Genomic DNA, 23,383 nt, shown 5'->3' with positions numbered 1-23,383 from the left:
CGACCGCTGAATGACCATCCAATTCCGTATAAGCCAAAACAACGGCGGGATTTTTCATCCGCTATGACCACATGATAACCCTTTAGAAACTGCTAACCGACGCCAAATAGACCTATTTATCTTTGATTAGGATGCAAACTTAAGTTAAGGTTAGGGCCCTTCGGTTCGATAAGTTTAGTACACCCCCACCCAAGAATGCTTAATTCATGACATTGCTGGGCTTACCCGTTGCTTTGACTGAATGAGTTGGTGTGATCCACCCCGTTCCTCGGGATAGCGTGCCGGTTTTTGCCTGTCCTGCAATCGCTTGCCCCCGCCGCTCTGTCCCGCGATCCGTCGTGCTCACACCACGCGAAAAGATACCTTGACCTAGAGACGATGGAGGTTCGGAATGAAATTGCCGATGATTCACACCGCCCTGCGGTGCGCGGCTTTTGGTGCGCTTTTGATGACAGGATGGAGCATGGCCCAAATTGGTGATGGGCCTATTATCCGCGAACATATGGATCAAGCCCAGATCGAAAACGGATCCTTGGATTTTTGGCAGATTTTTGACCACGGCGAATTATTGTTTGCGGCCAAATTCAACACCTATGACGGCCAAGGTCGTCCCGGCACCACCGGCACCGGCGCGGCCCGTGAACCTGGCTCCGCACCTGCTTTTATCCGCACCTCGGCCCCTGAATCCAACTCCTGCGCGGGCTGTCACAACGACCCGGTTCGCGGCGGTGCGGGTGATATCGTGGCCAACGTTTTTGTTTTGGCCCAAGCCGCCGACCCTGTCCAGGATTCCGTCATGGCGACCTTTTCCAACGAGCGCAACACGCTCGGCATGCACGGTGCCGGCCTGATTGAAATGCTCTCGCGCGAAATGACGGCCGATCTGCACGCGGTACGCGACCTTGCCGTCGCCCAAGCCGCCGAAACCAACGCCTCGGTCACCCTTTCACTCGACACCAAAGGCGTGAATTTCGGCACCATTACCGCCGCCGCCGACGGGACCCTCGACACCAGCGCGGTCGACGGCGTCGATGCCGATCTGATCATCAAACCCTTCCACCAAAAAGGCGTGGTCGTGTCTCTGCGCGAGTTCAGCAACAACGCCATGAACCACCACCACGGCATGCAGTCAACCGAACGCTTCGGCATGGCGCGCACCGGCACCAAAGACTTTGACCAAGACGCGGTTGAAGACGAGTTAACCGTGGGCGACATCACCGCGATCTCCGTTTGGCAGGCAGCCCTCGGCACGCCCGGCCAAATCATTCCCAACGACGCGCCCCGCGCCCGCGCCATCCTGCGCGGCGAACGCCTGTTCAAAGACATCGGCTGCGAAAGCTGTCACGTATCCAGTCTGACCCTGAACGATCCAGTTTTCTCCGAACCCAACCCCTACAACCCCGAGGGCAACCTGGTCCCCGCGGAAACCACCGCGGTGTATACCTGGGACATGACCGTTTTGGGCCAAGGTCCGCTGCCACGCAAAAACCACCTCGGTCAGGTTGAGGTGCGTGCCTTTACCGACCTCAAACGCCACAACCTGTGCGACGACGACTACAGCCATTTCTGTAACGAGCAGTTGGTTCAGGCCGGCGTGCCCACGGAAGAGTTCCTGACCCGCAAGTTGTGGGATGTGGGTTCCAGCGCGCCATTCGGCCACCGCGGTGACCTGACCACCATGACCGAGGCGATTCACTACCACGGCGGCGACGCCCGTGCTTCACGCGACCAGTACTTTGCCTTGCCCCAGCGGCAGCGCGACGAAATCGTCGAATTCCTCAAGTCCTTGCAAATCCTGCCCCGTGACGCGCAGAGCTTGATCGTGGACGAAAACGGCCAGGCCAAGAACCGCAACCGCGTCGTGCGCAAAAACGCGCCTGTCCAACGCGACGTCATGGAATAACCCCGGTTCCACCGGAACGGTGAAGGAAAAAGCGGGCCTCGGCCCGCTTTTTTTGCTTGGGTACCGGGATGACTCCGCTACAATGCGCACACATGATTAAGGCGGCGCCCGGCCCGTTCGGCCCACCAGGGTTTTTTCCGCGAAACCGGTCCTCTGGCTAGAACAGCGGGAAAAGGTGCTGCAATGAGGAAGGACACATGCCGTTGGGTGAATTGACCACCGAGGAACTGTTGGAGAATTTCGATTTATTCGAAGACTGGGAAGAGCGCTACCGCTACCTGATCGACCTGGGCCGCAAGTTGCCCGCGTTCCCGGAAAGCGCCAAAAACGACACCAACAAAGTCGACGGCTGCATTAGCCAGGTCTGGATGACCGCGGACGTGAGCGAGGAAACACCGCCGCGGATTATTTTGACCGCCGACAGCGACGCCCATATTGTCAAAGGCTTGATCGCCGTCTTGTTGGTCGTGTATTCCCACAAAACCGCGGCGGAAGTACGCGCCGTCGACATCAACGCCGTTTTTGAACAGTTGGAGTTGGGTTCCCATATCAGCGTCAACCGCCGCAACGGCTTTTACGCCATGGTTGAACGCATCAAACAATTCGCGGCCGCGTAACCGTCACCAGCCGCGGCAGTTGCCACGGGTAGTCGCAGTTTCCACCAGCCGTGACAACTGTCACGGCTTTTTCATACCCTCGTCTCTGGGGCCAAGCAAGGTCGGTCCACTATGCTGGAACACGGCGAACAGGCAATGATCCGCATCGCGCCAACCCGCTTTCACCGCTGTTCGCTGTTGGCAACCAACCCTGATTCAGGGATCCGTGATGCGACACCCCCCAGGTTCCCGCGACCCAACGCCGGGACCGCCTGGGTTTGTGAGGTCCTATGTCGCGATTTTTGTTTTGGCTCCTACTCCTCGGCTTTACAGCTTGTAAACCCTCATCCAGCCCATCACCGGCGGCCGACCCACCCGCCACCGAGGTCCCGACCCAGCCCGCCGCGGTCCAGACGGAACGGCCACGACCACCCGCCTTTTTCCAGCCGCCCCCCGGTTTTTCCGATCTAGCGCTCGAGGCACAAGGCGCCCTCTTGAAAAGTCGGCAAAAAGAAATCGAACGCGGTCTCGATGGGTGGGTGTTCCTCAACCGCTGGGTATGGGAACAAAGTACGCGCGTCCAAACACCGGAAGCACGACTGAAGGCGCTGTACCAAGCCCAAGACTTTTTAAACGGCATGGACTACGGCAGCCTCGGCGCCCTCTTTCAGGACCAAATCCTGCAAAAGCATGACTTTGAAAACCTGGATATCCACCAAAGGCTTAGCCTGCTCAAGCAATTGAACCAACGCGATTACGCCCCGAACACCCTGATTTGGGAAAAACACATGATCGCCGCCCTCCTCGAACATGTGCTTTCAGGCGACGCCGGCACCACCCCCCAACAACAAGCGGGTGAGGCCCTGACCTTGGCCAACCGTTATTTGCCCATTTGGGCTCGCGGCACCGACCTCTTTTTTGTCCTGCACCATCAAAATCGGCTAACCGAGGGTTCACCCCAACAACGGCTGCAAACCGCGCAAGTCGTTTACCTAGAAAACACCCATGTGAGTCCGGTCCTGCAGGACTACCTCGTTGAAGCGGCGATTGCCGCCGTCATCAACCACCCCGATTACACCACCTGGAACAAACAGGCCCTGCGCGACAAGCTTGCCCCGCTTGACCCGAAATTGGGGCACATCCAGGAGCAAGTGATCAACCTGCTGTGGGACCCAGCCCGGCAAAACACCGTGCCGCGGTCGACCAAAGCCTTGAACCCCCGCGCTTGGCTCGCCAAGCAGCACGGACCCAAGGACACCTTGGCCAAGCTGCAAAGCCTGCTTCAACTGAAACGCGATCAAGCCGTTCGCGTACCGCTCAAACACCTGCGCAACGAACTCATCCTGCAACACTGCTTGCAGGTGCGCGGTGCCAAAAACCAACTCAAGGCCTATCTTCAAGCCGCCTCGGTCGCCCTACAGGAGGACACCCTTTTCACCGCGTACCTGATCGAACGGGCCCTCCGGGAAGACCTATTCGGCGGACGCAACGATGCGCGCCACGTGTGGGCGATTCAGGATCTCGCCGACCGACAGTTGCTGCGCAGCGGTGCGTTTAAGCGGTATCGCCACTTTTTCCTAACCCGCGCGATTGCCGTGCATTGCCGTGACCTCCCCCCGACGCAACAGGGCCGGGCCATGCTCGAAATCCACCGCCGCGCGCAGAAAACCAACGCCGCATTCGCCGATTTCTCCGATCCGGCGCTCACCCTGTTCACCCAGACCGACCCCGCCTATCGCGAAAAAACACCGCGCGAGCGGGTGAACACCCTCAACCAACTTCACCAGCAAGGTTTGATTTCCACGACCACCTTGGCCATGCACCAAGCCGCCGAGGCTTACCGCGAATGGTACAGTCCCGAGTTCGAACGTGAATTCACCCCGGCGATGCGGCTCGAACTGTTCGAGGAAGGTCATCAGAAAGGTGATTTCCCCGCGGCCACCATGCGTCAGATTCGGCTTTTCCTCGAACGCGCTCATCCGGCGAAATAAGCAAGGCCTGACGGCACATGCCCCTACCGCAATCTACTTATCTGAGCCAACCCCTTTTTCGAGGAATGAGCCCTTCGTCGGGTGCGCCGCGCGTTTTAGGTTAAATCCGGGCGGGGCGCGCTTTTGCTACCGCCCCGCCGTCCGCTCCGTTACAATAAGCGCTGCAATCATGCCACGATTGTTTCGCGGCGCGGTCGGGGAACCCGTCTCTTCTTTCTGCCGAGCATCCATTCACTCGCGACCCCCATCAAGGTTTCACGCGCCGAGAAGCCGATTCCCGAATTCCATCCCATCCCAGAGCCGCACACACCGCCGGCAACGCTTGCCAGGTCACCCGACCTTTAGGCTGGGGCGCGGCGCGGCGATGATGGGGCAGGTTCTGGAAGCGGTCCTTTCTTTCGGTATGGGGCGAAACGCGACCCAGCGACGGTTCCTGTTTCCCAGCCTCTTCCCATCCGCCCACCCGGCCCGTCCGGCATATTTTTCTTCGCGGAGGGAAACCCGACGCCCGCATCATTACCTTAACGAGGTTTTTATGTTCACATCATTCCGTTCGCCGTTGGTCGCTTTGACCATCACCCTCACGGCGGCTCTCTTCCTGCTCGCGCCCCTTAGCGCGGGCGAAGTTTTGACCCCTGAAAAACTCTGGCAGCTCAAGCGCTTGGGTAGCGTGACCGTTTCTCCTGACGGCAACCACGCCGTGTACAGTGTCACCCAATACAACTGGCAAGATGAAACCAGCAACAGCGACCTTTACGTGCTCGACATCGCGCGCGGTGAATCGCGCCGTTTGACCAGCCACACCGCCTCCGATCACAACCCCATCTTCGCCGCGGACGGCGCCGGCGTGTATTTCCTCTCCAACCGCGAGGACAAAGCCAAAGCCCAGCTCTACTACATCGCCCTCAACGGCGGCGAGGCCGAGCGCATCAGCAACGCCCCCGACGGCTTGAGCAACGTCAAGTTGCTGCCCGGCCAGGAACGCCTGCTGTTTACCAAAGAAGTAGCGCTCGGCAAACCCGTCAAAAACCTATTTGAGGACCTGCCCAACGCCTCGGCCCGTGTGTACGACGACCTCAAATTACGGCACTGGGACGGCTGGTTCGAGGGAACTTATTCCCACCTGCACCTGGCCGACATCAACGGCGACAACGCCCGCGATCTGATGAAGGATTTGACCCAGGACACGCCCACCAAACCCTTTGGTGATGCCGGTGACTTCACCATCTCGCCCGACGGCAAAGAAATCGCCTACGTCGCGCTGGTCCCCAACCGACCCGCCGACAGCACCGATACCGGCATTTACCTGTTGCCCACCGACGGCAAGGTCGCCGAACTTTTGACCAAGAACATGGGTGGTTACGACGTCGAACCACGCTACTCCCCCGACGGCACCTACCTGGCCTGGCTCTCGATGGAAACGCCGGGTTACGAGTCGGACCGCAACCGCATCATGCTGTACCACCGCAAAAACAAAACAATTGAAGAACTGACGGTCGGCCTCGACGAAACGGTCAGCCACATCGCCTGGCAGGACAACGACACCCTCATCTTCAACGGCCCCACCAAGGGGACCTACCAGCTTTACCGCATGGACATCACCCGCAAGGGCAAAAAGCACACCGGCAACATCACCCAAATCACCAAAGGCCGCCACAACCTGAGCAGCTTCACCGTCAAAGGCGACCTGATCCTCGCCAAGAAAAGCACCCACGAGCGCCCCTTCGAACTGGTGAAGGTCAACGCGGACGGTTCGCTGAAAACCCTGACCGATATTAACGGCGACCACTACGCCAAGCTGGACTTGCCCGAAATCGAGACCATGTGGGTTGATGCGACCGACGGCAAGAAGATCCACAACTGGATCATCAAGCCGCCCAACTTCGATCCCAACAAAAAGTACCCCCTCTTGGTTTACTGCCAAGGCGGTCCCCAGTCGATGGTCTCCCAGTTCTTCAGCTTCCGCTGGAACTTCCACCTGATGGCCGCGCAGGGTTACGTGGTCGTGGGCATCAACCGCCGCGGTTTGCCAGGATTCGGCCGCGAATGGAACGACAGCATCAAGGGTGATTACGGCGGCCAACCGATGCGCGATATTTTGTCATCGACCGATGCGATGCTCGCCAAAGACTACATCGAAACCCAACGGGTGGCGGCGATCGGCGCCTCCTTCGGCGGTTACACCGTGTTCCGTTTAATGGGCATGAACCACGGCGAAAACAAGCGTTTCCAATCGATGATCTCGCACTGCGGCCTGTTTAACATGGAGGGCTGGTACGGCGCGACGGAAGAGTTGTTTTTCCCCAACCGCGACATGGGCGGCCCTTACTGGGAAAGCGAAGAACAGAAGAAGCAGTACGCGGAAAACAGCCCGCACAGCTACGTGCAGAACTGGGAAACCCCGATCCTGGTGATCCACGGCCAGTTGGACTACCGCGTGCCCTTGACCGAGGGTTTACAGGCGTTCCAAGCAGCCAAGATGAAAGGCAACAAAGCCCGCTTCCTGTACTTCCCGGACGAAGGCCACTGGGTACTGAAACCGCAAAACGGTATTTTGTGGCACCGCATCTTCTTCCAATGGCTGGAAGAAACCCTCCCCGGCACCAAGGAAAAACCCTCCGCCCCATAGTTATGCAACAGGCAACAAAATCACAAGAGAGGCACCTTATCGGTGCCTCTTTTTTTGTGCCTGTTGCATCCATAAAAATTCTTTGGCTTCAGGTTTCACTGGATAGCTTGACCTTCGCCGAAAAGGGCTTAGGAGACAAAAACAACAGCCATATCACTCATATATCAAATTCAAGGCTATTTCTTTTTTCTATTTTGCCTATAATGGGGGCATTATGGAACGGCAAGACTATCTCATCCCTCCAGCCGAATATTTGTGTGTTGTTGCGCCACGAACGCCGCTTGCTCGTTATCTTGAAGAAGCAAGGAAGCTTCTTTTGCACTACCCTGGCATTCTTGAGCTTATCCGTGCTGACCTTGACGCGCATGCACTCAAAAAGAAGAAATTGAGGATTGCTGACAAACAATGGGAGCATCAAGCCGCCGGCATACTTCCAGGAGCTCATGCGCAATCTGAGCAACCTTCCACTCAAAGCCTAGAATTGAAGATCGGCCGGCCCCGTATGGCGCCCGAAGTTTGCTATTACTTTCTTGCTGTCCGCGGTTTCGCTGGTGGCGTTAAAGGTCTTGATGCACGCAACTTATTCATGGAATCAACGAGCATTCAGCTTTTATTGGCGGAGGCCGGCGTAAAAATGCCGGGCCTCAGCACCATCATCGATAACACCAATGCGATCAGTCAAGCTACGCGCGACGCCATTCTTGACGCACAGCTGAAGTTAATCCTTAATGAAGATAAAGATGATTTTCGGCAACAAATCGTTGATTCGACAGCGGTTAACGCTCATACTGCATGGCCCAAGGATTCAGCCCTCATTTTCGGCTTCATCGAGCGAATCTGGCGACGTGGTCAAAAACTAAACCAGTTTGGCGTTGGGAACATGGCTGTTTCCGGTATTGAGGAAACGCTTAGTGACCTGAAAAAACTGGATTTTGAGATCTCAAACACCCAGGGCCGGAAAGGCGCAAAAGAACACCGCAAAGCGCTTTACCAGGAAGTCATTGACCTTGCCGAGTATACCAGCCAAGACATGAGCGAAGAGTTAAAGCGCATAAAGAAAGAAGCTGAAAAGAAGTCGATAAAACCAAGCCTCTTAGCGAAACTAGAGCGGCTAATTCAGTGGCTGGAAAAAGACATTGAAGATCTCGATGCTTTGATTTTGGCTTGCATTCGTCGCGTTCTCGAAGACGAGCCGCCCTCGTCAGGAAACCGCCCACTTAGTTTGGCTGATCCTGATGCAGCCTACATCGAAAAAGGCGGAAGGGAACCAGTTATTGGTTACCGAGTTCAGCTTGCGCGAACAGGAAAAGGATTTGTTTGCAACTATTTAGTCCCAAAGGGTAACGCAAATGACGCATCTCAATTCCTGCCGCTTTGCGAGGGTGCCATAAAAAGAACCGGCGTCACTCCTCAGCTGATCAGTGCTGTTGGTTGCTACGCAAGCGCAAAAGGGAGAGACGCACTCTTGCGCAAAGGGGTAGCTAAGGTAAGTATTTCCAGCAGCAAAGGGAAAGCTATCACGCCAATCGAAGACTGGGAGAGCAAAGGATACAAAAGTGCAAGAAGAGATCGGTCATCGGTGGAATCATTGGTGTTTCAACTGAAAAAATTGGTAAACCTGGGACAGATGGTTCGCTGTGGTTTGGACAGTGTAAAGGCTGAAATCACGGAGAAAATTCTCGCTTTTAACTTTTTAAGAGCTTGCCGCCTCTAGGAAAGCTGAGCAGATACCTTTTCGGCTAAGGTCTAGCTTGCCGGCGCCCTATTTCCCAGCCGGATAAAGCCCCATCAAAACGAAACCGTAAGCACACAATCAAAATCTACAAAGGTTTGATTTTTTGGATTTTTTTCATTTTCAAAAATTAGATTCCATGCCCTTTAATTAAAGACAACATGATGTTAGGATTTTCGGCACCTCTAGTCCTTATACGGTGACCTTATGGAACCGAAATTATCTGATCTTATTGAAGATCTTAAAAACCTACAACCTTTGGGTAAACACGGCATCGCCAAGATCTTCGAAACCGCGGGCGAATTCAAAGGCCAAATTCGCACGGTTTCTACGATTGGGATCAAACCCCTCGACGGTGAAACCTTTGAGCGCTTAAAACCACGCTTCGAGGAGGTTTTGCGAAAAATACAGGCATTGGAACACCCTGCCGTCGCCCGCTGCATGGGGGGCTGGTTTACCGAACAGGGTCCGCTTTTTTTGTGGCAGCAAATCATCGGCTCTCCGTTAACCAAACGTCTGGGTGACAAAGGTTTGGAAGCCAAGGTTCCAACACTTGAGGTTATCGAAAAGATCGGCTCGGCTTTGGCGGCGCTTCGTGAATCGGGCCTTTCCACAGCGGTCAGCCCCGAGAATATTTATGTGACCGACACGGACGAGGTCACCCTCTTTCCTTTCGATCTCGCCCGCACCTTTCTCAAAAATCACGTGTCGACCGACCAAACGGATTTGTTTGAATTAAGCTACGCCTCGCCGGAACAGCTTTTGATGGGTTACCTGGTGCCGCCCTCTGATGTTTTCTCGCTCGCCATTTTGGCCCACCAGATTTTGAGCGGGCGCCTGCCGTTTGTGGTTCGCCCACCCGGTCGCATTGATGCAAAAATTATCAACGAACCCCCGAAAATCACACCGCACAGCGACCCGGAAGTCCAGAAATTCTGGAAAGCGGTGATCCGTCAGGCGTTACAAAAAAACCCCAACCATCGCTTTAACGACATTCCCGTTTTCCTAAAGGCACTTGGTGAGATTTGCGGGATGGATGGTTTCGACAAAGGTTTCTCCTATCCCAAGGAGCCGGAACCCAGTTTAAACACGCCTTCCCTGAAAAACTCGGACGGAACTCTGGTGTTCGACGAGGAAATGCAGGCGATGATCGTCGATCAAATTAAGGGCGAGGCCGCGCCAAAGGAAGCCGAGCACGCGCCAAAGGGTACAAGCGACGAGGCCCAATCGCCGCCAGAGCCGACCGCGAGCGCCAAAAAGGCGTCGCCGTCTGAAATGCAAGACAACCTCGAGGCAACCGATGCGTCGGTCCAGGCGTCGGAACCCGAAGAAGTCGCAAAAGAGACGCCGAACACGCCAACCGATACAGCCGAAGGAACACCTGCCGGAAGCCAAGCAGCGGACCGAGCCGAAGACGACCTGTTCACCCCCTTCGACCCCAGCATTCTGAGTGAAGCACCGCCCCACGGGGACGCGGCCCCGCAAATCCAATCGAACAACAGTCAAGGCCAAAAGTCCGACGGAGAATCGCCGGCCCAGCCCGGCCAAACACCTCGAGAAGAAACCGAAGCCTTGGCGGCTTACAGCGAGGAACCGGAAGCTTTGACGCCTAATCGCGGGGCTCCCCCGGTCGCGACGGAAACCCCGGCCGCTACCGGAGAGGAGACGCCGGCCAACACCCTGTCTTCGGCCAACGAAACCCCTACCGTCAAAGTACGCGATCAAAAACGAGCCCTCGACGAAGCGCCGACCCTCAAGTTGCGCGATCAAAAAACGGAGCAGGACCAAACAAGCGAGCCAAGCCCCTCATCCACAACAGAACCTTCCAAAACCGAAAAAGCCGCGACAAAAACATCCAAATGGCCGCTTGCCGTCGGTCTGACGGTTGCCGCGCTGCTTGTCGCCGGTGCTTTGCTGCTGCCGAAAAGCGAACCGGCGCAACCCGAACCACCGCCGGCGCCGGCCGTCACCTTTCAAGACGCCGCCATGGGCAACCTGCTGACGAAGGCCTTCGACGCGGATAAAAACGGGGTGTTGAACGAGGAAGAAATAAACCGAATCACCCACTTAACCATGCCCGCGGACAGCGGCATTGTCTCCTTTGACGACTTGAGTTTGCTGCCCAACCTCTCGCAAATAACGCTGGATGACTTGAACCTCGACAACCTGCCCAAACTGCCCGCCACCTTAACCGAACTCAGCCTTGCGAACAACCAGCTCAGCGGCACGCTCGACTTTTCCGAACTCCCCGGCTTGCAACAGTTGGTTTTAGCCGGCAACGGGTTGACCGTGTTTCCCATCCTGCCGCCGTCATTGCAAAGGCTCGACCTGCGCGAGAATCTGCTGGGAGAGGACAACTGTCCAGATTTAAAAAACTTCGCGGGCACACTCCAGTACAACCCGCAGGCCCAAGGCAACACCGTCGATTGCAACAATCCGCCGGTCACCACCATTGAAATCCCCGATCATGCCCTCAAACAAGCCCTGCTTCAGGCCGCGGACCAAGACGGGGACGGCGCCGTTTCGCAACAGGAAGCGCTAAGGGTAACCACCCTCAACCTAGGCGGCAAACCCAAAAAACGCGGTTCGGTCAGTGACTTAACCGGCCTGGCCGCCTTCCGCAATCTCGCCGAACTCGACGTCTCCTACCAAAAACTCAAAGCGTTGAATGAGCTGCCGCCCCGCCTGCAAGTACTGATTTGTACGGGTAATCAACTGTCGGATTTACCCATCAGCCAATTACAAACCCTAAAGCAGTTGAGGCTCTCCGACAACCGATTCAAACAGTTGAATATCGGACCTTTACGAAATTTAGAAGTTCTCATTTGTTCCCTCAACCCGCTGGAGGCTTGGCCGGCCTTCCCCACCAAACTCAAACGTTTGTTTGCCTCAGACGTGCGACTCAACCAACCACCCGATTTATCGTCCCTTCCCGAATTGCGCGTGGCGGTTTTGAAATTCAACGATTTGGAAACGCTGCCCGCGGTGGGCCCCGCGCTTAAGACCCTCGACATACAAGGTAACCAACTCACCACCGCCAACTGCGAAACCATTTGGGCATACGAGCAGCACATCGTGGCATTCACCTACAGTGATCAGCGCGGCACCCATTTGGATTGCGCCAACGAGCAAGCGGTAGCCATTCCCGACACTGCCTTTTTGGCGTACCTCATCGCGGCCCACGACGGCAACGGCGACGGCCGTTTCTCCCAAAAAGAAGCCATGGTGGTTACCAAAATCAAAACACCGGGCAAGGGCGCGATTCGGGACTTAACCGGTTTGGCCGCCATGTCGGCACTCACCGAACTCGACGCCCGCAAGGAAAGCCTTGCCGAGCTACCAGAACTCCCGCCCGCGCTGGACACCCTCTACCTCGACCAAAACCAATTCACCGATTTACCGAAAAAGATGCCCTTGCGCATCAAAGTCTTGAGCTTTGAGGGCAACCAACTCAGTGAGGAGGACTGCCCCGCCTTGCAACGGTTCATCACCCGCCACTCGCGCGCCAAAATCACCTACCTCGACCAGCAGGAAGCTTTTCTGACCGATTGCCTGCTAACCCCCGTCCCGGAAACGCCGCCCTCCGTTCAGACCTACGGCGAGATGCTTCCCCAATTACTGGATGACAGTCAGGTTTCTGAGCACCAGCTCGTTGATTATTTGAGCCAGGGCGCGACCCGTGTGCCACCCGAGTCATTTACCGCGGTGCTGACCAAGGCCGAAAAAAAGTTTCCCGGCCAAGCAACGGTTCAAGCCGCGCTGGCCAAACAACAGTTGTTAAAAGGTCAACCCAAACAAGCCGTGGCCCGCTACCGCAAAGCGCTGAGCGACATCAATGTGCCGCGCGGCCACCTGCTCTTCGCGGCCTACGCCGCGGTGCAGGCCGACAACACCAAACAAGCCGCGGAATGGTACCAACAGGAGGCGAAGCAACGCCGCAAATTCGCGCTGAAAGACGTCTTTGTACGCAACGGCTGGGTCGCGGGCACCGGGGGCGGGTTCGGGTTGAGCCGGAACCTCACCCGCAAGATCAAAAACCACCTGGAAGAAGTCGCCGCCACCAAAAGCTTGACGGCTCGCATCGCCTTACTGCGCCTGTCGTTTCTCAGCGGCGACTGGCAGGGTTTCAAAAAAGATTTGGCCAAACTCAAACAAGAAAAGTTGGCGCTGGACGATTGGCGCGTGGTCGTCGCCTGGGATTTGGTAGAAACCGGCGCCTTCCAAGAAGCCTTCTACTTACTGGAAGACAACCCCAACACGGAAGCAGCCATGCTACGCGGCTACTTGCACCTGGTGTCCTACCAATATGACCAAGCCATCCCCATTTTGCGCGGCCTGGATTCGACCGAGTTCCCGGAAGTTAACTGCTTCCCAGCGCTAAGTGCCCGGTAAGCGCCGCCGGCGCGAAATAAAACCAAAGAGGCAACCCTAAGCCGCGAGGATTCTTCCCGATGCACCGAGGTGCGACAATCCGGCCCTCGTCGCCAACGAAGCGCCCTCAAATGCCGGGAGTTAGGTTAGAATAGGCCGTTTAGGATAACACCCTTTTTCCTCGCTCCGTCGATTTTTGCAATGATATGAATCCGCGCATCCAGGTTGGTGAGCCGAATTTTGCCCGCGCGGAACTTTATAGGAGGCACCTATGCCGGCCACGCTCCCACGTCGCCAAGCACCCTTGACCCGTCTGACCATCCTCGTTCTGCTTCTGGTTGGATCCGCTTTTCCCCTGCTTTCGCAAGACGACGCATCGGCAACGCCCGAGAAAACCGTCGACACCGTCCTCGTCTTGGGTCCCTTTAACGACACTTTTAAAGACCAAAAACAAGCCGACTGGCTCAAAGACAACCTGTTCCAAAAACTGAGCGACGGCCCCTTCGTCCGCGCCAAAGACAGCATGACGGTCGCGGGCACCCAAATGACCTGGTCCCAGAAAAACAGCGGGTCCGTCTCCGCTGAACCCGGCCAAGCCGTGCTGGTCGCCTTTAACCTCGACCCCGTCCGCTTTACCGAAACCACGGTTGGTTTCACCTGGGACGGTTCCGCCCAGTTGCGCTTGGGCCGCAACAAAGTCGCCCTCTCCGGCAGCCCCGAGCAGCGCGGCAAAACCCACCTGCAAAACCAAAGCTACCAAGCCTTCCTGCTGCTGCACGCGGGCGAATCGGCCACCCCCCTCGCCAACCTCAAAATCAGCGGCGAATTTGCCGCGTCGGTCGCCGTCCACACCCAACCCAAACGCCGCCTCAACGGCGAACTGCTTTACGGCTCAAACAAAATCCAAAGCCTGGCCCTCTCACCCGACGGCCGCTACGTCATCCTCGGCCAACGCGGCCGTAGCGATGACGGCAAAAACTGGGAATCGGTCCTCGAAATTCGCAGTCTGGGTTCGGGTCTGGTGAAACGCATCTGGCACGGCGACCAACCCGCCAACCTGGCCTGGAAAGCCGATAGCAAACAAATCGCTTATACCTTTAACGGGCAATTGATCCGCGAGGATGTCAACAGCGGCCGCCAATCGGTGGTCCTGGAGAAAGCCGATACGGTCGGTCAAATCCATTGGGTCGGCGACCGCCTCCTACTACAAACGGCCATCCGCCAAAAAGAACGCGGCGATGGCGCCAAACTGTACCAAGGTCTCAATGATCGCTGGTCTTATTTCCGTAGCAAAAACCAACTGGTTTGGTGCGATCCCGATTCCGGCTGGCTCACGCCTATCACCGACGCCGCGGTTTCCGCCGACTTACTCGACGTCGACGCCCAAGGCCGCATCCTCTACAGCACCACGCTTCAAGACCATGCCGAGCCACCCCATTACCTGACGGTCCTGACCCTGCTCGATACCCGCGACGGCACCGCCACCGAACTGACCCGGCAACGCACCATGACCGGCGCGGCGCTGCGCGGCGATCAAGTTCTGATCATGGCCGGCCCCAACGCCTTCGACGGCATCGGTCGCAACATTGGTACGGACCAAGAAGCCGCCAACGACTACGATACCCAACTGTTCCTAATGAATCCCAGCGATCAAAAGGTCCAGCCGCTCACCAAGGATTTCGATCCCGCGGTGAACTCGGTCGCGGTCAACGCCCGCGGCCAAATTGTTTTTTCCGCCTACCAACAGGATCGCGTTGAGCTGTTTTACGTGGACGGCGGCAACACGATCAAACCCCTCGAAAACCTGGCCGACAACGTCGACAACCTCGCCGTGAGCGACCAAAGCAAACCGGTCGTGGTCTGGTCCGCCACCGCAATCCAAACCCAGGAACAGGTGTTTGTCGGCGGGCTCGATGGTCGCAAGCCGGCTATTTATTGGGATCCCGCCGGCCGTGACTACCGCGGTATCCAATTCGGCGAGGTCCGCGATTGGGACTTTCAAACCGAGGACGGTACCGAAATCGACGGGCGCATCTACCTGCCCAATAACTTCGCGTCGGGCAAAAAGTATCCGCTGATCGTGTACTACTACGGCGGCGTGGTCCCGGTGACCCGCGCCTTCGGCGGCCGTTACCCCAAAAACTACTGGGCTTCGCAAGGTTACGTGGTTTACGTACTGCAACCCTCGGGCACGGTTGGTTACGGCCAAGAATTTTCCGCACGTCACCTCAACGCCTGGGGTAAACGCACCGCCGACGACATCATCGCCTCGAGCAAAGCGTTCTTGGCGGCCCACGACTTTGTCGATCCCGAGCGGGTCGGCATCATCGGCGCCTCCTACGGCGGCTTTATGACGATGTACCTGACCACGCGCACCGACATGTACCGCACGGCAATTTCCCACGCCGGCATCAGTAACCTCACCGAATACTGGGGTTACGGCTGGTGGGGTTACCTGTACAACGGCGTCGCCGGTCGCGGCTCCTTCCCCTGGAACAACCGCGAACTCTACACGGAACAGAGCCCGGTCTACGCGGCCGACAAGGTGACCACCCCACTGCTGCTGGTCACCGGGGACAGCGACACCAACGTACCGCCTTCGCAGTCCCACGTGATGTACTCGGCGCTAAAACTGCTGGACAAAGAAACCGAACTCATTGAGTTTGCCGGCGAGAACCACCACATCCTCGGCTGGGAAAACCGCATGCTGTGGTGGAGCACCATGACGGCTTGGTTCGACAAGGATCTCAAAGACGAACCACAATGGTGGAACCATCTCTACCCCGAACCCAAATAACGGGAAACGGACAACCGAACGCTTGTGCGAAGCGGGCCGGACACGGCCCGCTTTGTGTTTCCCGCCATGGGTTCGCATTTGTTAGAATGCAGCTATCCCACGAACCCATGACGAACCCGACAACAAGCCCAAAACCCCTGAAAAGACGGTGCCTTTGTGTCCGATTTATTTTATGAAAAGAAACAGTTGCTGGAGCAACGCGACGAGCTCCTTCAAGATATCGGCCTGACGATGTTCATGAGCGGCGACCTCCCCGAGGGTTTTCAGAAGATGCCGCGCGAGTTCGCCAGCATGGAGTTGCTGGTACGCCAGTTGGGCGACCGTTACCGCGTCATGAAAGAAGAACGCGACCGGCAACACATCGACTACACCGAACTGATCAACAAAACCGCCAAAATCGAAGGTGGAATCAAAAAGAAGCAAGCCCCACTGCGCCACGATTTGGATGAAATCAACATCAAGATTCGGTTCATTCACGATCAACAAGCCCAAAACAAACGCATTAACGACGAGCAACTGGACGAACTGGAAGCACAATCGGGTCGCCTCCAAGCGGATATCGCCAAGCTGGAAAATGAAAAGAACACGGAACTCGAGCGCTTGCGCGCCGAAATCGATCCCCTGGAACGGCGCCTGGAGAAACTCGACAAAGGCATCCGCAAAGTCGAAGAAGAAGAGCTACAACTCAGCCTGGACGGAAAAAAACGCCTGCAAGATCTGGGAACCCACTACTACCGGCAGCGCCGGGACGAAGCTTTTTACGGCGACAAATACGAACAGTTGGACGAACTGCGTGATCGCTTGGCGGTCAGCAAACGACAACCCGATTACCAGTTCGGTGGAAACGCAACCCAACGGCGAAGTGAACACCACTATTGGCTGTACGCGATGTTGCTAGGGGTCCTGCTGGGCGTCTGGCTCTTCCGCACCACCTATGAGCACCAAGAGGTTTCGATGGCGGCCATCGCGGGCGACTACCTGCGTGACGAGGTGGCCGACTGCTTTTACGGCAACCTGGAGCTCGCCCCGATTGATCTGCGCGACCAAATCCCGGACTTGCAGTCCTTACCGGGCGGCCATGTATTTAATGAGAACGACCAAAACCGACTGAGCGAATTCGCGCTGGGCAGGGACAACAGCGAGCAACTCCAATTTTGCGGCCTGCGCTTTCGCGAAGCACCGACCCGACTCAGCACCCGTTGGGCGCAAGCGGGCTGGGTTTACGTAAGCAACGAGGGCGGTTTCCTGAGCATGGCCAAGGACGACTGGCTGTGGCTCGGGCTCAACGACACCACCTTCCTGCTCATGCAAAAAGCGCGGCTGGCGGACTTTCTCGCGACCTCCTTTGGGAGCAGTACGCTGTGGTACCTGCGTCGCGCCCAATTCCCCCCCTTTGGTTACAATGAACCGCTGTTGCAAGGCTTTGGCCGTTACGAACTGCGCCTGCAACAGGACCAATTCGACATGGTCCTGGCACCCATCGACCGCCAAGTTGAATTGGAACAACGCGCCCAACGCTTGAAACACCTGGAAGCCCACCAACAGGGAGGCACGATTCAGATCCGCCGGGAAGAGAACCGTCTTGCCTTCTCTGGAGCGCGCAACCTCTTGCCGGAAGGCGCCTACCGACGCGCCGACACCTTGCGGGACACCCTCAGCCGCCTGACCCGGCACTGGGCGGCGAACACACCCAAGGAAGCTTTGTTGGCCCAGGCGGCCCGCCATGAAATTCCGGCCTTACCGCCCCCCCGTGATGTGCCCGGCTCCCCCACGATTCAGGTGTTCGCCCACAACCCAATGGGTCTCAGCCTGCGCGGTGAAATCGCGGCCAACCACCCCATCACCGGCATGGCCTTTGCCAATCAACGCGCCTGCTTGCTGCTGACGGACGCCGAACGCGGGCTGCTCTCGGAATACCACTTCAACGGGCACAACCTGCAACGCCACCGCAGTCGCAACCTGGCCCAACACCCGATAGTCCAAACCCCGTTTCATCCCTCGCAACTCTCACTGACCCCCGACGAACAATTCGCGCTGGTGTTTGAGCAACAGGGTCGCGACAGGAATCGGCCGAAAATGATGCTGGTCCGCATGGACGACTTGGAGCCGGTCCTGGTTGCGGATTTCCCCGAGGGCGTCCGCGAGGGCCACTGCGCGGCCTGGGACCCAGGCGGAACCCGGCTGTTCCTGGGGGTTCAAGGACGGGTACGTCGCAACGGTACGGCCCTGGGCGCGCTGACCTACCGACGCGAACACGATGTTCTGAACTTGCTGCGTTTTATCGATGTCCCGGCTGAGAAACAGAGCAAGACACGGGTTTCGGCATTATTTTTTGACGATAAACACAACAGCCTCTTGCTGTTACGCAAGCCCAGCGACGAGCTGGTGCGCTTCCACCTCGACCGCAAGGTCAACCAGAACCTAGAATGGATCCTGCTGGATCAAAACCGACGCGCCGACGACGCGCCCGAAACCCTGCGCCGCGGTCACCTGCTGCCCACGCGCGACGGGGCCCACGCGGTCACGGCGGTGGACACCTCGGACCAGTCCAGCGTGATTCACCTAATCGGCTTGGAATCGGAAACGCTGCGCTTGGAAGACCAACTCCCCATTGACGGGGTGGCCGGTGCCATGAAAGCGGTTCCTCTGCGCAACCAGTATTGGCTGGCGCTCCCGAGCCGGAAAACGCTGGCCGCCATTACGGTTTCGGGTCGGCAGTTGAGCTACCGCACCCTGGTTCGCTTTGACCACCACCGACCCCACGCCCTGGTTAGCGACCGGTGGGGCGATTTTGTTTTTGTTGCGAGTTATCAAGATGACCTGGATTAATCGCCTCTGCTGGAGCCTTTGCTGGTGCCTGTTCTCCGCCCTGCCAAGCCAAGCCGCCACACCCGACCAATCCCCTGAGCCGCTTCTGGTTTGGCCACCCACGATTGAGGCGGGCGACATCGACCCGTTCGAGGGCATCGCCTGCTTTCTCGCCATGAGCCATAGCTTGACCGAACCGAATCGCGTGATTGATATCCACCAATTGCGCGCGCATTTGAATCAAGTGGGCCTCTCGATTACGGCCCCCCTGTCCCTTGCCTCGAAGCTCCAAACCGCGGCCGACCTCGGCGCGCGAGAACTCTGGGTTTTTACCATCCACAGGGACCATTACCGCCGGCGCCGGTTCGATGTGGCCTCGCTGCAAGTCCTCGACGATGCCACCACCCCGCGGCCGGATCAATGGGAACAACTCCCCAAGAACTTGGCCGATCACCTCGGTTTGGCGCACGCCGAACCACGGGCCTACGATTTCTTCCGCCTGTGGGCCTCGGTTTATTTCGTCGACGACCTCAGCCGCGCCGGGGATTTAATGGCGCGGTTAACGGCGCACCCCGATGCCAAAGCGCTTTTTTTAAAAGAGCTTACGGATCTCTTCGGCAACCCAACCGAAACGAGCGACAACGTCCAGGAAATCGTCGCCTGGCGCGACCGTTTCTACGAACACGGCCTATTCGCGGCGGCTGAGAAAAGCTCGCTGCACCTGCTGGAGCAACGCCACAACCCCGACGATCTGCTCGACCACGCGCGCATTCTCTTAGCCCAGGACAAACGCGACGATGCCTGTCATTACGTGCGCCGTGCGGCCTCATTCGGCTTTGTGCGCAGCAACAACGACCCGCTACTCAAGGAATGCCAGGACCATTAACCGTTTTTTTCCACGACAAAACCTGGATTTCGTTACTGCCGGGTTATGGTACTTACCAACGAGCGTCCTAAGAACCAACCGCCCAATGAGGCGAACCAAAAGGAGCATTTTTAATGGAATTACATATCGGCATTGAAAAGGGTCAGCGCGAAAAAATTGCCGACGGCTTAAGCCGCTTGCTGGCGGACACCTACACGCTTTATCTTAAAACGCATAACTTTCACTGGAACGTCACCGGTCCCATGTTCAATACCTTGCACACCATGTTTGAGGAACACTACCTGGAAATGGCGCCCGCGGTGGATCAGATCGCCGAGCGCATCCGCGCCTTGGGTGTTTTTGCACCCGGCTCTTACCATCAATTCACCAAGTTGAGTTCCGTGAAAGAAGCCGACGGCGTGCCCAACGCGGAAGAAATGATCGCCTCGCTGTTGGAAGGTCACGAAACGGTTATCCGCACGGCCCGTGAAATTTTCCCGGCCGCGGAGGAAGCAGGCGACGAGGCCAGCGCCGACCTCATCACCCAGCGCCTGCAATTGCACGAGAAAACCGCCTGGATGCTGCGCAGCATGCTCGGCTAAGCACCGCGCCCCATACTGATTAAAGGCCCTCCTATGGAGGGCCTTTTTTGGATAAACCCATGGATAATTTGTCGGAACAACAGCGTCGCCGCTGTATGAAACGCGTCAAAAACAAAAACACCAAACCCGAGATTGTGCTTCGCAAGGCCTTGTGGCAAAAAGGCTTTCGTTATCGGCTCAAGGTCAAACTGATCGGCCGACCGGATCTGGTTTTTGTGGGTAGACGGATCGTGGTTTTTGTCGACGGCTGTTTTTGGCACGGCTGCCCGAGGTGCAAGAACATCCCCAAAACCAACCGCGAATTCTGGCAGGCCAAAATCGACAAAAACATGGTTCGCGACGTGGAAGTCACCGAAACCCCGCGCGCCGACAACTGGCGCGTTTTGCGTTTTTGGGAACACGAGATTAAACGCGATTTCGAGCGGGTGATTGCCGAAATCACGGCGCAACTCAAAGTATAACTCAGGGCGTAATCGCCCCCAGAACGGCGCGCCGTGAGGCGCCCGACACCGAAGGAAAGTTGCCCGGCTGCTTGTGGACCAAGGCCCAGGCCAGTGCCGCCATGAGCACGGCTTCCTTCGCGTCACAGTTCAAACCAAGTTCATCGGTGGTTTTCACGGTCAATTCGGGCAGTTGCTCCTGCAACCATTTCATGAGGGTAAGGTTGTGCGCACCGCCGCCGGAAACAATGAGTTCTTTAAAATCAGTGTAACCAAACTGTTGATGCCGGTAACCACGCACCGCGTCGGCAATGGTCACCACGGTCAACATGGTGGCGGTCGCGATCAGGTCCTCGTAACAAGCCAAATTTTTGGTGCGCAGGAAATGGCGACAAAAGGAGGGACCAAAATCCTCGCGGCCGGTCGATTTCGGCGGGGTCGTGCTGAAAAACGGGTGTGCCAAGCAGATTTCCAGCAAATCTTCCAGCACCTTGCCGCGCGCGGCAAAGTCACCGTCGGGATCGTAGGGCAACGGATCCGTGGGATGCCGTTGCATCAAATGATCAATCACCATGTTGGCCGGGCCGGTATCAAAGGCGATGATTTCCGCCTCGCCGGGCGGTAAAAAAGTGAGGTTGGCAATGCCGCCCAAGTTGAGCACAATGCGCCCCAACTCGGGATCGTGAAACAGCTTCTCATCGAGGAACGGAACCAGAGGCGCGCCTTGCCCGCCGAGCGCGATATCGGTTTGCCGAAAATCAAAAGCGACGCGAATGCCGGTGTGCGCGGCCACGGTAAAAGGATCACCGAGTTGGAGGGTTCCCCGACCGACACCACCATGGACCTCAAACCCCTCGGGACAATGCCAAAAGGTAATCCCGTGTAACCCGATGGCAGTCACCCGTTGGGGGGCGACCCGTTGGTTGCGCAAAAAGCTGTGAACGGCCTCCGCGATGTTTTCGCCGAGCACGTGGTTCATTGCCAAAATTTTGGCGGGCTCCCAATAGGCGCTTTGGATCACATCGAAGTACTCGGCGCGTTGGCCCTCGGGGAAGGCCACATTCTCGAAGGCCAGCAGTTCCATGGAAAAAGGGTTTTCAATGCGAACCAAGGCCAAATCCAGGCCGTCGAGCGAGGTTCCCGACATGATACCAACGTACAGTTCACTCATCGCATCCTCCCAACGCCCATCGCCGGGTCAAACGCGGGCCGCATTGGGCGAAGTGCGGTAGGGTATCGTTTTCTCGGATGACGGGGTTTCCCCCTCACCTTAGCACAAAGCGAAACGGAGGGGCGCCGCGGGTTGGTTTCGGAATGATTAGATCACTTGCTTGGCGCGGCGACCGGCAAATCGGAGGCCAACTCGCCGCGAAGCGCCTCGGGCAAGGCGGTGGAAAGGACCGGTGCTTGGTCGGCAGTCTGCCAGGCGATGTCGGGCCACCAGCGCTGTTGCGCGGGAACCTGACCTGGCAACACCCGCTCGCCCTGGCGTGGGATGAACACCCGCACTCCTTTTTTTTCGGCGGCAACCAAAATACGCTCGGCCGGTTCGGTCCAGGCATGGGCCGCCAAACTGAAGGTGCCCCAGTGGACGGGAATCAGCAGCTTGCCGCGTACCATGCGGTGGGCTTGCACCGCCTGCTCCGGTCCCATGTGAACATCCGGCCAGGCGCCGTTGTAAGCACCGGATTCCATCAGCGTGATGTCGAAGGGGCCGAGGCGCTCACCAATCTCGCTAAAGCCGGGAAACATGCCCGAGTCGCCGCTGAAAAAAACGCGGTGTTGCGGTCCGACCAGGGACCAACTCCCCCAAAGGGTGCGGTCGCGCTTGAGGCCGCGGCCGGAGAAATGGCGGGCGGGCGTAAACACCAAACGCACCTGGTCCAGGGTTGCTTCCTGCCACCAATCCATTTCAATAATACGGTGTTCCTCAATGCCCCAGTAGGCCAGGTGTGCGCCTACGCCGAGCGGAACGTAAAAAGGCACATCCGTGCCGGCCAGTTGTTGGATGGTGGGAAAATCGAGGTGGTCGTAGTGATCGTGAGAAATGAGCACCGCGTCCAAAGGCGGCAGTTCTTCCAGTGCAAGCGGCATGGGGTGAAAGCGTTTCGGCCCGAAGAACGGCGAGGGCGAGGTGCGCGGCCCCCAAACCGGATCGGTTAAAATGCGTTTGCCGTCGATCTCAATTAAAATACTGCTGTGCCCGAACCAGGTAACGCGCAGCCCGTCCACGGGCGGCTTGGCGTAATCCTCGCGTGTGCGCCGCACCACGGTTAGTGGCTCGGCGGGGCTGCGTTGCGCGCCGCCGCGCATCATTTGCCCGAGGGCCGCGGCGATATCCTCGCGATTGGTGAGGGCGTTGCGAAAGACGCCGTTACGATGGTTGGGCGACTGCTGCACCCGTGCCAATCGTTCGCCTTCCGGCTTCGAACCCAGGGCCCGCCACATATGAATCATCGTCACACCTCCCAAAATGATCGCAGCCAAAAAGGCCCATCTCAAAACCCGCATCCGGCGAAAAGCCCGATTGTTTGCGTCGTGTTTGCTTTTCATGGTCGTACACCTTAACAAGGGGGGAAGGTCCTCTGCTGGAAACCCCTTGACCCGAGGCCGAACGGTAAACAAGAATGTTTACCATACCAACCGTAA

General features: G+C 57.4%; 13 protein-coding genes. 11 read left to right on the top strand and 2 right to left on the bottom strand.

All coding sequences use genetic code 11. From position 1 onward, the window contains the following. Nucleotides 1-391: 391 nt before the first annotated feature. The 11 genes from J3U88_RS07900 to J3U88_RS07850 all read left to right on the top strand — a co-directional run bounded on the left by J3U88_RS07900 (nucleotide 392) and on the right by J3U88_RS07850 (nucleotide 20,755). Nucleotides 392-1,903 (top strand): di-heme oxidoredictase family protein, encoded by a 1,512-nt coding sequence (locus J3U88_RS07900; protein ID WP_207858104.1) that lies wholly within the window; start codon nucleotides 392-394, stop codon nucleotides 1,901-1,903. A gap of 197 nt (nucleotides 1,904-2,100) precedes the next feature. Continuing rightward, nucleotides 2,101-2,520: a SufE family protein gene (locus J3U88_RS07895; protein WP_207858102.1), complete on the top strand. Its 420-nt coding sequence runs from the start codon at nucleotides 2,101-2,103 to the stop codon at nucleotides 2,518-2,520. Nucleotides 2,521-2,789: 269 nt separating this feature from the next. Continuing rightward, entirely contained in the window at nucleotides 2,790-4,490 is a 1,701-nt protein-coding gene (locus J3U88_RS07890) for a hypothetical protein (protein ID WP_207858100.1), read from the top strand. 535 nt (nucleotides 4,491-5,025) lie between these two features. Continuing rightward, nucleotides 5,026-7,119, top strand: a complete 2,094-nt coding sequence (locus J3U88_RS07885) for a S9 family peptidase (RefSeq protein ID WP_207858099.1) — start codon at nucleotides 5,026-5,028, stop codon at nucleotides 7,117-7,119. Between the two features lie 214 nt (nucleotides 7,120-7,333). Continuing rightward, on the top strand, nucleotides 7,334-8,833 hold the full coding sequence (locus J3U88_RS07880; protein WP_207858097.1) for a transposase: 1,500 nt from the start codon (nucleotides 7,334-7,336) through the stop codon (nucleotides 8,831-8,833). 225 nt (nucleotides 8,834-9,058) lie between these two features. Further along, on the top strand, nucleotides 9,059-13,243 hold the full coding sequence (locus J3U88_RS07875) for a protein kinase domain-containing protein (protein ID WP_207858095.1): 4,185 nt from the start codon (nucleotides 9,059-9,061) through the stop codon (nucleotides 13,241-13,243). 250 nt (nucleotides 13,244-13,493) lie between these two features. Further along, nucleotides 13,494-16,019, top strand: coding sequence for a prolyl oligopeptidase family serine peptidase (locus J3U88_RS07870; RefSeq protein WP_207858093.1), 2,526 nt, complete (start codon nucleotides 13,494-13,496; stop codon nucleotides 16,017-16,019). Between the two features lie 156 nt (nucleotides 16,020-16,175). Beyond that, entirely contained in the window at nucleotides 16,176-18,848 is a 2,673-nt protein-coding gene (locus J3U88_RS07865) for a hypothetical protein (protein WP_207858090.1), read from the top strand. Beyond that, nucleotides 18,835-19,713 carry a hypothetical protein gene (locus J3U88_RS07860; protein ID WP_207858088.1) on the top strand — a complete coding sequence of 293 codons (879 nt, stop codon included), beginning with the start codon at nucleotides 18,835-18,837 and terminating at the stop codon, nucleotides 19,711-19,713. Before J3U88_RS07865 ends, J3U88_RS07860 begins: the two co-directional genes overlap by 14 nt. A gap of 113 nt (nucleotides 19,714-19,826) precedes the next feature. After that, nucleotides 19,827-20,294 (top strand): Dps family protein, encoded by a 468-nt coding sequence (locus J3U88_RS07855; protein ID WP_207858086.1) that lies wholly within the window; start codon nucleotides 19,827-19,829, stop codon nucleotides 20,292-20,294. 47 nt (nucleotides 20,295-20,341) lie between these two features. Then, entirely contained in the window at nucleotides 20,342-20,755 is a 414-nt protein-coding gene (locus tag J3U88_RS07850) for a very short patch repair endonuclease (RefSeq protein WP_207858085.1), read from the top strand. A gap of 1 nt (nucleotide 20,756) precedes the next feature. On the opposite strand, the gene J3U88_RS07845 is transcribed toward J3U88_RS07850, so the two are convergent. Together J3U88_RS07845 and J3U88_RS07840 are read right to left on the bottom strand one after the other, a co-directional pair. After that, nucleotides 20,757-21,905 (bottom strand): anhydro-N-acetylmuramic acid kinase, encoded by a 1,149-nt coding sequence (locus tag J3U88_RS07845; RefSeq protein WP_207858083.1) that lies wholly within the window; start codon nucleotides 21,903-21,905, stop codon nucleotides 20,757-20,759. 152 nt (nucleotides 21,906-22,057) lie between these two features. Continuing rightward, the gene (locus J3U88_RS07840) at nucleotides 22,058-23,191 is read right to left on the bottom strand and encodes an MBL fold metallo-hydrolase (protein ID WP_207858081.1); all 1,134 of its coding nucleotides are present in this window, start codon (nucleotides 23,189-23,191) and stop codon (nucleotides 22,058-22,060) included. Nucleotides 23,192-23,383 lie beyond the last annotated feature (192 nt).

The sequence above is a fragment of the Acanthopleuribacter pedis genome, assembly GCF_017377855.1.
Classification (GTDB): domain Bacteria; phylum Acidobacteriota; class Holophagae; order Acanthopleuribacterales; family Acanthopleuribacteraceae; genus Acanthopleuribacter; species Acanthopleuribacter pedis.
This window is presented reverse-complemented; position numbering and strand designations above follow the sequence as displayed.